The 11,016-nt window shown below is 49.9% G+C and carries 9 protein-coding genes; 7 read left to right on the forward strand and 2 right to left on the reverse strand.

Annotated elements, in window-relative coordinates; all coding sequences use genetic code 11:
* Positions 1-54: 54 nt before the first annotated feature.
* Positions 55-1,197 (reverse strand): MalY/PatB family protein, encoded by a 1,143-nt coding sequence (locus tag ACYQ11_RS21360; RefSeq protein ID WP_459925865.1) that lies wholly within the window; start codon positions 1,195-1,197, stop codon positions 55-57.
* Between the two features lie 231 nt (positions 1,198-1,428).
* On the opposite strand from ACYQ11_RS21360, the gene ACYQ11_RS21365 reads away from it, so the two are divergent.
* A complete protein-coding gene (locus ACYQ11_RS21365; protein ID WP_459925866.1) occupies positions 1,429-3,606 on the forward strand; it encodes a SulP family inorganic anion transporter in 2,178 nt (725 codons plus the stop codon).
* A 110-nt stretch (positions 3,607-3,716) separates the two neighbouring features.
* Here ACYQ11_RS21365 and ACYQ11_RS21370 read toward each other — a convergent pair whose 3' ends face one another.
* Positions 3,717-5,141 (reverse strand): transferase, encoded by a 1,425-nt coding sequence (locus tag ACYQ11_RS21370; protein ID WP_459925867.1) that lies wholly within the window; start codon positions 5,139-5,141, stop codon positions 3,717-3,719.
* A gap of 772 nt (positions 5,142-5,913) precedes the next feature.
* Between ACYQ11_RS21370 and ACYQ11_RS21375 the strand changes: the two genes are divergently transcribed.
* The 6 genes from ACYQ11_RS21375 to ACYQ11_RS21400 all read left to right on the forward strand — a co-directional run bounded on the left by ACYQ11_RS21375 (position 5,914) and on the right by ACYQ11_RS21400 (position 10,821).
* A complete protein-coding gene (locus ACYQ11_RS21375) occupies positions 5,914-7,035 on the forward strand; it encodes a Fic family protein (RefSeq protein ID WP_459925868.1) in 1,122 nt (373 codons plus the stop codon).
* A 203-nt stretch (positions 7,036-7,238) separates the two neighbouring features.
* A complete protein-coding gene (locus ACYQ11_RS21380) occupies positions 7,239-8,129 on the forward strand; it encodes an RHS repeat-associated core domain-containing protein (protein WP_459925869.1) in 891 nt (296 codons plus the stop codon).
* A 2-nt stretch (positions 8,130-8,131) separates the two neighbouring features.
* Positions 8,132-8,377 carry a hypothetical protein gene (locus tag ACYQ11_RS21385; RefSeq protein WP_459925870.1) on the forward strand — a complete coding sequence of 82 codons (246 nt, stop codon included), beginning with the start codon at positions 8,132-8,134 and terminating at the stop codon, positions 8,375-8,377.
* 347 nt (positions 8,378-8,724) lie between these two features.
* Positions 8,725-8,958, forward strand: a complete 234-nt coding sequence (locus ACYQ11_RS21390) for a hypothetical protein (protein ID WP_459925871.1) — start codon at positions 8,725-8,727, stop codon at positions 8,956-8,958.
* A gap of 365 nt (positions 8,959-9,323) precedes the next feature.
* Entirely contained in the window at positions 9,324-9,731 is a 408-nt protein-coding gene (locus ACYQ11_RS21395; protein WP_459925872.1) for a DUF5958 family protein, read from the forward strand.
* 484 nt (positions 9,732-10,215) lie between these two features.
* Entirely contained in the window at positions 10,216-10,821 is a 606-nt protein-coding gene (locus ACYQ11_RS21400) for a hypothetical protein (RefSeq protein WP_459925873.1), read from the forward strand.
* Positions 10,822-11,016 lie beyond the last annotated feature (195 nt).

The following is an 11,016-nucleotide window of genomic DNA, read 5'->3' on the forward strand; positions in this document are numbered from 1 at the left end:
GAGAAAGTTTACCTCCAACTTGAGGGAAGTGCATAACCAGATTAAAAAATAAGGTCAGCTCCGTTGCGCCAGTGCCCTTTCCATGCGAGTGAGGGCCTGGGTGAGGAGGGACCTGGGACAGCCGAAATTCAGCCTCAGAAATCCCGGTGCGCCAAAATAGCGCCCGTCGGACAAGCCCACCCCCGCCGTTTCGAAAAAGCCTGCCGGATCATCCAGCCCGGTTCCCCGGGCGTCGATCCAGGCCAGATAGGTGCTTTCCGGGCGCAGGACGGACAGACCGTCCATGGCGGCGATGCGGTCGCAGGCAAGATCCCGGTTGATGACAAGGTAGTCCAGAACCTCGGTCAGCCAGGGATCATCGCCGGTATAAGCGGCCAGGGCCGCCGTGTAACCCAGGGTGCTTACCTCGGGGACCAGGCCGCGTTTGAGGTCCATAAAGGTTTTGCGAAGGACCGGATCGGCGATGACGGCAAAGGAAAATCCCAGGCCGGGGATGTTGAAGGTCTTGCTGGGGGCCATCAGGGTGATCACCCGGTCTGCGATGTCCGGGCAGGCGGCGGCCAGGGGATGATGGCGTCCGGAAAACACCAGGCCGCTGTGGATTTCGTCGGAGCAGATGATAAGGTCGTGACGGAGGGCCAGATCGGCCAGACGCCGCAGCTCGTCGCGCTGAAAGACCGTGCCGCCGGGATTGTGGGGGCTGCACAGCAGAAACAGGCGGGTGTCCGGTGTGACGGCCTCGTCGAGACGCTCCCAGTCGAAGGTCAGGCGGCCGTTTTGGACGACCATGGGAACCCGGACCGGAATGCGGCCCGCCGCGCCCGGCGCGTCGAGGAAGGGAGGATAGACAGGGGTGGGGACGATCACCCGGCCGGCTGGATCACCCACCACCCGGCAGCAGAGAAAAAGGGCCGAGACCACACCGGGAAGGGGGATGATCCAGGACGGGTCAACCGTCCAGAGATACACTGTCTGAAGATGGCGGACCAGGGCGCCAGTCAGGGCTCCGGGCATGAGGGTGTAACCGAAAATCCCGTGGTCGACGCGGCGGTGAAGGGCCTCGATCACGGAGGCCGGCGCCGGGAAATCCATGTCGGCCACCCAGAGGGGAATCACGTCCCTTCCCCGGTAGGCCTCCCATTTGAGACTGGCGGTGGTCGTGCGGTCGATGGTCCGGTCGAAATCATAAACAGGCATGGCGTCCTCCGAGGCAAAGGGGTATGGGTCATGGGAGCTATAGCACATTCACGGAAGAACCGGTCGCTGTTTTTTCCTTGAGTTCCAAATTGACAAACCCGCCGCATTCATATATTGAACTTACCTTATATATATAATCTGGGGTGACATTGCGTAAGTTTCTAAAACACACCGAACCGTGTGTTTTTTTATAGGGTTCAGGGTTTACGTAAAATGTGAAAGGGAGACACGATGTTAACGAAAATTTTTCCGTTTTTGCTCTGGTTCAAGGATTACAACGGTGAGAAGCTGTCGACCGACGTTCTCGCCGGGATCACCGTGGCCATGGTCTTGATTCCACAGTCTATGGCCTACGCCCAGTTGGCGGGGCTTCCGGCCTATTACGGCCTGTATGCGGCCTTTTTGCCCCCCATGGTCGCCTCGCTGTTCGGCTCCAGCCGTCAGTTGGCCACCGGGCCGGTGGCGGTGGTCTCGCTGATGTCCGCCGCGTCGCTGGAACCCCTGGCAACGGCCGGAAGCACACAGTTCATCGCCTATTCGGTGCTTCTCGCCCTGACCGTGGGCTGCTTCCAGCTGTTTCTGGGTGTGTTCCGACTGGGCCTCGTGGTCAACCTCCTGTCCCATCCGGTGGTCAACGGGTTCACCAACGCGGCGGCCATCATTATCGCCTCGTCCCAGTTCTCCAAGCTGTTCGGGGTTTACGTGGACAAGGCGCCTCACCATTATCAGACCATTATCGAGGTCTGCAGGTCGGCCTTCCATTACACCCACCTGCCCACCCTGGCCATGGGGATTTTCGCCATTGCCGTCATGGTGGTGCTCAAGCGGGTGAATCCCAAGATTCCCAACGTGCTGGTGGCCGTGGCCCTGACCACGCTTATCTCCTATTTCTTCAATTTCAACCACGACACCACGGTGGGCATTGATAAGATCGCGGCGCCTGACGTGGTCCGGACGATCGAGTCCTTCAACGCGGATGTGGCCCACATCGAAGCTTTGGGTAAAACACGCACGGAGCTGAATCTCCGGCTCAAGGATCTTCAAAAAGAAGCCGGGGGGCACGGCGTTCCCACCATGGAAGAGCTGGACATCAAGCACCAACTGGCGGTGATCCAGGCGGATATGGACAAATCGTCTGAAGCCGCCCATGAAAAACGGGAGCATCTCCGTCTGGTTCATTTCAAAACGGCCAAGGAAAACCAGGAGAACCCTGTGTTCTATACGGCGGACACCCTCCCTGAGGGCATGGACACCGATGGACGGACCTGGCGCCTCAAGATGGGTAACAAGGCGTTGACCCTCGACACGATTCCCATGATCGGTGCGGGCGCCGTGGTGGGGACCATTCCCAAGGGCTTGAAGCTTGAACTTCCGAAAACGCCGGCCGGTAATTACAGACCTGCCGAGTATCTGGCCGTCATCCTTCAGCTTCTTCCCGTGGCGATGATCATTTCTCTGTTGGGTTTCATGGAAGCCATCGCCATCGCCAAGGCCATGGCCGCCAAAACCGGTCAGAAGCTCGACCCCAACCAGGAACTCATCGGTCAGGGTCTGGCCAACATCATCGGGGCCTTTGGAAAGAGTTACGCGGTGTCCGGGTCCTTCTCACGGTCGGCGGTGAACCTCCAGGCCAATGCCACCAGCGGCGTATCGGCGGTGATCACCAGTCTGATGGTGGCCCTGACCCTGCTGTTTTTCACCCCGCTTCTGTACCATCTGCCCCAGGCCGTTCTGGCGGCGGTCATCATGATGGCGGTGATTGGCCTGATCAACACCTCGGGGTTTGTCCACGCCTGGCATGCCAAGCGTTCCGACGGCGTGATTTCCGTGATCACCTTTGTCTGCACCCTGTACTTTGCCCCGGCCCTTGAAGAGGGCATCATGGTGGGTGTGCTTTTGACCTTTCTGGTCTTTATCTACAAGAACCTGCGTCCCCGGGTGGCCGTGCTGTCCAAATCCCAGGATCAGACCCTGCGAAGCGCCGACAAGTTCGGCCTCAAGAAATGTGATCACATCGCCGTGGTCCGTTTTGACGGCCCTCTGATTTTCACCAATGCCACCTACCTGGAAGACAAGGTTCTGGAATACATCGTCCAAAAACCCGATCTCAAGCACGTGCTCATCGAATCCAGCGGGATCAACGATGTGGACGCGTCCGGGGAGGAGGCCCTGGCCATTCTGATTCAGTCCCTTAGGGAAAGCGGTCGCGGGATTTCGTTCAGCGGTCTCAAAGAGGAGGTCGTCGCCGTGTTCAAGCGGACCCATCTGTATGACAAGATCGGTGAGGAAAACATCTACCCCAGCGGCGAGCAGGCCCTGTCGTCCATTTACCGTCAGATTCACGACAAGGGGGAATGCGCGGCCTGTCCGCTGGCCAATTACATTCCCATTCTCAACCACGCCAACTGATATCGGCTGCGGCGGGTACGGTGCACCGTACCCGCCGCCGATCAATCAAAAAGGCCTTTCCGGAGACGTCTCCGGAAAGGCCTTTTTTTATGGTTTATGAATGATACGGATCAGGGCCGGATGACGATGGACGGGAAGATGCCCTTGTCCTTGCCGGTCAGGTAAGGCTGAATGATGTTGTACGAAATCATGTGGCCTTTCTGGGCATGGCCCACCTTCTTGTTGGCCGGGGTGAAATAGGCCCCGTTGGCTTCCAGGATATGGTCGATGCGTTGTTCGAATTTCTCGACCAGGGCCCGGCCGCTGCCCCGGAACAGGGTGTTGTTGTGCTCGACGGTTTTGTCGATTTTTTTGAGCTCCTCAAGGGGGATACTGTTCTGCTGAAGGTCCGCCTTGGTGCGGATCAGGCCCCAGATCACACTCTTTTCGGGGATCTCAAGGGGCTCGTCCAGGTCGATGATCGTGTGGGGCATGACGATGCAGCCCGGTCCGATGGACAGGGGCAGGCCCGGTTTACCCTGGAGGAAGCAGTTGAAACCCACGAACACCTTCTCGCCCAGCCAGGCGTTGATGATCTTGGCGCCGTGGGCCGTGATGTCGTTTTTCTCCAGTCGGGAGTTGATGATGTAGGAGTTTTCCTGGGCGTTGGTGCCGGGCCCCATCCAGGCGTTGACCAGGTACGCGCGCTGGGACACCAGCACGTTTTCTCCGATGGTGGTGTCGCCGGATACATAGGCGTAGCGGTTGACGGCCGACTGGCTGGGAATGGTGATGCCCGTGTTGGTCGAGGCCGCCGAATCGAACACGGCCTGGAAATCGTTTTTCCGGTTTTCCACGAAATCCATCAGGACGCCGGTGGGCCGGGCGTTGGGGTTGTTCGAAATATAGGTTGACAGAACCGCAGGGTCGTAGGTGTATTTGAACTCAAACTGATCGTCCTTGAGCCAGATGGTGCCGTCGGGAATTCTTGCGTGGTAAAGGTCTCCGGCGCAGACATAGCTGAAGGTGCCGACGATGCACGAATGCAGGGTGGTCAAATCCACGGTGGAGAAGGGCGCCAGGTAGCATCCTTCGATGGGGGAGCCGTGGATGTTGGCGTAGAATCCCGAGATGCTGTTCCGGATCAGGAACTCCTCGGGCGCTTCGGGATCATGGGAGAAACTGTGGATCAGGGTCTTGATCATGTAACTGTCACAGATCCGGATACATTCGTCGTTGTCGATGGGAATCTTGATGCCCTGGAAATTGTAGTAATCCCCCTTTTTCTTCAGCTCATCCCCCCGCACGTCGGTCTTGTACACCAGGGCGTGATCGGTGGTGCATTTGCCCAGAAAGTAGGACCCGGCGAGGTTGGAATGGATGAAATTGAAGTGGATGGGGTGGTGGGAGGTGATCCCGTAGAAGCCGTTGAAATTGATCATCTGTTTGAGGGGGATCATCTTTTTCGCGTAAGGCGTCACATCAAAGTCGAACTCGCGCAGATTGATGTTCACCCGGTTGATGACCCGGTCAATAAGTTTTTCAACCTGTTTCATAATGTCTCTTTCCTGTCATGTTAAGAATCCTTAATAATATTACCCGATCAGAGAACGTGTTTTGGGATAGGCCCACAACCTATCCTAGTAGCTTGATTTTTTTACATGAAACGTGTTTTTTTGTCAATTCAATTTGTCAGGCCGGAGAAGATCGTGATTGCCTTTACGGCATGAATGCCGAGGCGAGGACCATCACAAAACGCGACCCCGTTTGAAATCATTACACCATCCGAACCACATCATGGCTTACGCTTTTTCATTCGCAGGCGTTGCTTTCATAAGCGTTTTGTGAAAATGAATGCTTCATACCGGCAATAGACGCCGAGAAAGCCAAAAAGGCGGAATGGAAAGAGTGGGGAATTGAAAAGCTGGAGTTCTTCCCGGCACCGGATGTCTGCCCGATTTGCCGGGCGCCGGCTGGGGAGTATGGGATTGATGAGTGTCCGGTGCCGGTTGAGGATACGCATCCTAATTGCAGGTGCGCGACGAGGCCTGGAAATTAAGGATGAAGCCTCTATGCCCAATTCCCAATAGGGTTTGTTTATCACATTTGCTTTTATATGACAGACAACGGTTTTTGACGTTAAGTTCTTAACGTCAAACCTGTTTGTTTATCAAATTCGTCTAAATATGATAGACAAGAACTTTTGAGGTAAATCTATTAACGCAAAACCTGTTTGTTTATCAAAAAAGCATTGCCATTGACTTCTATTGAGCTTGTCGTTATCATGCAACCATTATATTAACGTCTACATGGATTAAAAGGCAGTTCATGGAATTAAGCTTAGAAAATGCGGTCAACTATCATTACGACAAGTTCCCACCCACCGAGTTGGATTATGGACAATTTGTAGATCACTTGGTAAGGGCGGCGGATGCGGTAGCCCGTTACGATCAAATGCTAAAAAATATGCACAACAGTGAAATATTTTTAGCCCCGTTACGTAATCAAGAGGCTGTTATATCATCACGAATGGAAGGTACGATAAGTACCATGGATGAAATTCTTAAATATGAGGCTGATCATGATTCTGAGACCCATGACACTTCGAAGGTAAGATCCGAAGTGATCGAGACCATTCTCTATCAAAGAGCGTTATCCAATGCGCAAAAAGCGTTATCGGATGGTTACCCGCTTTCCCAGTCTCTTGTTAAGGGCATCCATCAGCAGCTGCTTTATGTAGGCCGTGGTGCTTCCAAATCGCCCGGACAGTTTAAAAACGAGCAAAATTACCTGGCTGACAAGAACAAGAAAAAAATATTATTCATCCCCATCAGCCCGGAAAAACTCCAGGATGGATTGGACAAGCTGTTTCAATACATCGATCAAAGCACACACACGCCATTGGTCAAGACCGGTATTGCCCATGTTGAATTTGAAGCCTTGCATCCTTTTAAAGACGGCAATGGCCGTATCGGACGCATGCTGATCACATTGATGTTGTGGACGTCAAAAATAATATCCGCACCTCATTTTTATATAAGCGGATACATGGAAGACAATAAGGATCTTTATATCGACACGGTGCGGAAAGTCTCTGAACATGGGGACTGGGAAAGCTGGTGCCGTTTTTTTCTCGAAGCGGTCGAACAACAGGCCATCAGAAATCTTTCCATCGCAGAGGATATCAGGTCGCTTTACGAAGAGATGAAAACTGTTTTCGCCGATGCCCTTAGCTCAAAATGGAGTGTCAACGCCCTGGACTATATGTTCACGAACCCCGTATTTAGAAACAATAAATTCACCGCGAAAAGTGGTATCCCAGGGCCATCCGCATCACGATTTACCAGGGTATTGTTAGAAAAGGGTCTCATTGTGACATTGGAAGAAGCGTCCGGCAGAAAGGCTGCGTTATACTCTTTTGAACCGTTGATGAATCTTGTCAGGGTTTAGAATGAAATGAATTAAGTGGGGTTATCCAACCCCACCTTAAATAATCACAAGTCAAGGTTTGACCCCAACACCCTACGGATATTACGTCGGGAAATCCAAGTGGAAATCCGGTTAAATATATATTTGCCGGAAACCTCAGAGTTGCGAGAATAGATCATAGCGGGGTAGTCTATTTTCATAAAGATCATTTGGGAAGCTCCAGTGTGGTCTCAAATGCGACTGGCGCGAAGGTGGAAACATCCGGGTATTTGCCCTACGGGATTGAGAGAAATCAAACAGGTACCCGTACGGCAACGTATAAATTTACGGACCAGGAACTCGACCGCGCGACGGGGCTTTATAATTATGATGCCCGGCTTTATGACCCGCTCTTGGGGTTGTTTGTTACGGCCGATAGTGTGATTCCTGATCATTATGATCCGCTGAGTTTGAATCGGTATGCGTATTGCCGGAATAATCCGTTAAAGTACACCGATCCTGATGGGCATGTTCCCGTTGAAACGATTTTAGATATTGCCTCCCTGATTGACAGTGTTCACAGCATGTGTAAAGATCCGTCATGGTCAAATGCAGGATGGTTGGCCTGGGATGTTGTGGGTATGATTCCCTATGTGCCCGGATCGTGGGCGGGTAAGGGTGTTAAGTACGGAGCCGAAGCTGTCGGTGCGGTAAATAAAGGCAGTGATATTGCTAAAACCGTCGATAAAGTTGAGGATGTTGTTGGCAATGTAAGTGATGGGGTTAAGGTTGCTGAAGATGTTGTTGGTGCCTCAAAGAATATAGACAATCTGCCTGTTAAGTGGGATGGAGAGTTCGCTGCGAAACAAGTTCTTGGTCATGACCCTGTCACGCCCGGTGGAAAACAAATCAATTTTCATGCAGCAGATCGAATGGTAAATCCACCTAAAGGACGTGTACCAATGAATGCCACTCAAGTTGATGATTTTATTGATACTGCTGATTCGATTAAAAAGATAAAAATCACTAATGAAGGCACGTCAGTGACTTTATTAAATTCGAAATATCCCAAAGCGCAAATTCCGGTCGATGGAAATAGAATTATTACGGTTATAAACCCAAAGGTGAAGAAATAGGCATGATTATTGAGTCACTTATAAATCATTTGGAAATATTTATCATGAAGAGGAATGTCTCTGTTCAATGGGCAAAAGACGCAGAGTCCCTTCTTGATGAATTTGATGTGCTTGATGAGGTTTTAGACGAATTGCAGGAATATTTATCATTGTATAGACCCGAAGGGGGACCTCACTTATATGATGAAAAGGATATGGATAGTATGTGTAAAAGGGCAGTCACTCATTTAAAAAAGCTGTTAAAATAGAATTTTGCCTCAAAGGGAATAGGCTCTGAGGCATCGAGTGTTAATGCACAAGCCGCACTACAATCCAAACTTTCAGGGCTTGAAAAAGCTCAAAAAACAGCAGCAAATGTCAGACCTCTTTCTGATGGACGTATACGCTATTATACAAAAGAAGTTTCAGCTCGGACGGCAGGTCCCACAAGAGGGGCTTCTTTTGCAACAGAGTATAACCCAAATACAGGACAAGTAAGACAATGGATGGAGAGTTACGATCATGCTGGTAATGTAATTCGAGTTCATCCAAAAAGCATGAATGGGCAAGTGCTCAATTCTCAGCATTTTCCACCAACAGGAAAGGAATTGGGGTTATGATCTACACTTCTGTGATGTTGGGGGAAGCTCTTGAGCGAGAATTGAAGAGCGGATATGACGTGGTGAAAATAGCACGCATGGCTTTTAATGTGTATCATGACCATGGGCGTGACCTTTCTCCTGATCTGGATGAAATTTTATTGAGCTTAATGGCTATGGAAGAAGGCCCCGAGTTTGAATTTTCAAATGATGAATTATGGGATTTGAGAAAAAAATTGGCTTCACGGTAATGCCTCAAACAGTGGACTGAGAACGGCAAGTGAAGCGGGTATTTCACCTGCTGATGCAACAAGGCTCCAGAATGCAGCAAATCGTACCAATCAACGGATTACAGTTGTTGGTAGTCGTGCTGAGGGGACAGCTAAAGCCACTTCAGATTGGGATTATATTATGTCAGGAAAATCGAGCCAGAGACATTCTGCAAGAAGTTCAGTCCCAAGGGGGACGCAGGGTGGTGAGATAAACTCAATGGGACGAGAAACAGGCATTGACGTCTTTCAAGATTATAACCCCAGCGGACCTGGTTATAGCCCTCTAAATACAAGCAAGCCACATGTGGTTTTTGAACCACAGTAGCATCAGGATAAATATTGAAATGATAGATAAAAAAGAAAGCCTTTTTCTGAATAGTTTAGCGCAAGGCATCCGCCCAATAAGAGAGGGTACGGATTGGTTTGAAACATTATCATTTGAAAAACAACTTGAAATATTAAGAGAGATTTCGGTTTATGCACAACAAGCTGGCGTGAGAGAATCTGATGTCCAAAACGCAATTTATAAATCTGGGCTAAAATCTACTTACACGCCTTGCATCTTGGTTAGTAAGGGCAACCTCAAGGTCCAATTGGCAAAGGTTCTTAATTTACCAAAGGTCGAATATATAAAGGTTTTCATCCTTCTGCTATCTTTATTATCAGTAGCTGATGAACGTAGAATGAATAACCAATGTAAAGATGGATGTTCTCATTGGTGGCACCAAGATATAAATGGTACCAGATCTTGAATAATAAATAAGACGACCTTACAAAATAAAAAAAAGCGGCTAAAGAAAAAACAATTTTTCTTTAGCCGCTTTTTGTTTTTACCGGTTGTAAAGCGTCAAAAAATGGTTTTTGTTTTTTGCTCAAAAATATATATGATTTTTCCCCTTGATTTGTTTTAAAATCTTTGAATGGCCCGTAAACAAAGGATCTCAGGCCACCCCGTCCAGTATTCTTTTTCTTTTTTAAAAAAATATTCTTCCAAAATAATTTTGTTTTTTGTCCAAAACAATTTAAGAAAAATAAACATAGTACCCCCCTTGATTTAATTTAAAAACTGCGAATGCCTTGTAAATAAAGGAGGTCGGGCCACAGGCTCAGCCTCCTTTTTATTTTTTAGAATCAAAAACTCAGACCTTCCCCCTCCGTGCCTCAAAAAACGTTCCTTCCCTCTCCACCTAAAAAAGAAATCAGGAAACGAATTTTAACCTGATTCAAGGAGACAGCATGGAGCAACAAACATTTCCTTTTTTTAAAGAAGATTTATTACCGTTGGCAGAGGGAGAAAACCCCCAACCTGAGACGGCCCCTAAACTTGTTCTAGAAGCAACGCAAAGTTGCAAACAAAATGAATCTTTGTTTGCAACACCAAAAACGGATGATGTTCGGCTTGTTGCAATGAAATGCGCATGCGGGGCGTCTTGGTGTCCCGTTTGTTCAAAACAGCGCTGGGCTCCGGGCGTTGCAGAACGTCTGAATGAATTTTTCTGGCGTTCAACCCGGCAAATCGTCCTGACTATTGACCGTAATCAATTTACATCAGGCCAAGCCGCCTACGAATATGTCAAAGAGAAAAAGCTTTTACCACAGCTTATCCACAACCTCAGACGTACAAAAAATATCGTTATCCATAACTGGTTGTGGGTCTTGGAATGGCATCGTGATGGATATCCGCATTGGCATCTGTTCGTGGAGGTCGATCGTGAGGGGGCCGCCGGAAAAATCCATTTCAAAAATATTCTTCAGTATTGGACTATCGGAAACGCCACCGAATCCTATTTCGAAAGAAACAGGGGACAGGCAAAACAGAAACAGGGGACAGGCAAAATTTAATGCTTGACACCACCCATCCCCACCCCATAGAATGATCGACGTGATTCATCCCCATCATCCAACCCGTGCGGACCGGATGCACCCGTTGATTTGATCCGGTGCGTCCGATCCGGTAGCTGGCCCATCGGCCAAGGAGGCCCCATGCCAAGACAGTCTCGAATCGTGAACTCCGGCGAGCCCACGGTGTACCATGTG

It is taken from the genome of Desulfatiferula olefinivorans (assembly GCF_054657895.1).

Excerpts from the sequence above, each read along its gene's own strand:
- ACYQ11_RS21360 (WP_459925865.1), bottom strand. The coding sequence starts at position 1,197 with ATGCCTGTTTATGATTTCGACCGGACCATCGACCGCACGACCACCGCC.
- ACYQ11_RS21395 (WP_459925872.1), top strand. The coding sequence starts at position 9,324 with ATGATAGATAAAAAAGAAAGCCTTTTTCTGAATAGTTTAGCGCAAGGC.
- ACYQ11_RS21365 (WP_459925866.1), top strand. The coding sequence starts at position 1,429 with ATGTTAACGAAAATTTTTCCGTTTTTGCTCTGGTTCAAGGATTACAAC.
- ACYQ11_RS21390 (WP_459925871.1), top strand. The coding sequence starts at position 8,725 with ATGATCTACACTTCTGTGATGTTGGGGGAAGCTCTTGAGCGAGAATTG.
- ACYQ11_RS21375 (WP_459925868.1), top strand. The coding sequence starts at position 5,914 with ATGGAATTAAGCTTAGAAAATGCGGTCAACTATCATTACGACAAGTTC.
- ACYQ11_RS21370 (WP_459925867.1), bottom strand. The coding sequence starts at position 5,141 with ATGAAACAGGTTGAAAAACTTATTGACCGGGTCATCAACCGGGTGAAC.
- ACYQ11_RS21400 (WP_459925873.1), top strand. The coding sequence starts at position 10,216 with ATGGAGCAACAAACATTTCCTTTTTTTAAAGAAGATTTATTACCGTTG.
- ACYQ11_RS21385 (WP_459925870.1), top strand. The coding sequence starts at position 8,132 with ATGATTATTGAGTCACTTATAAATCATTTGGAAATATTTATCATGAAG.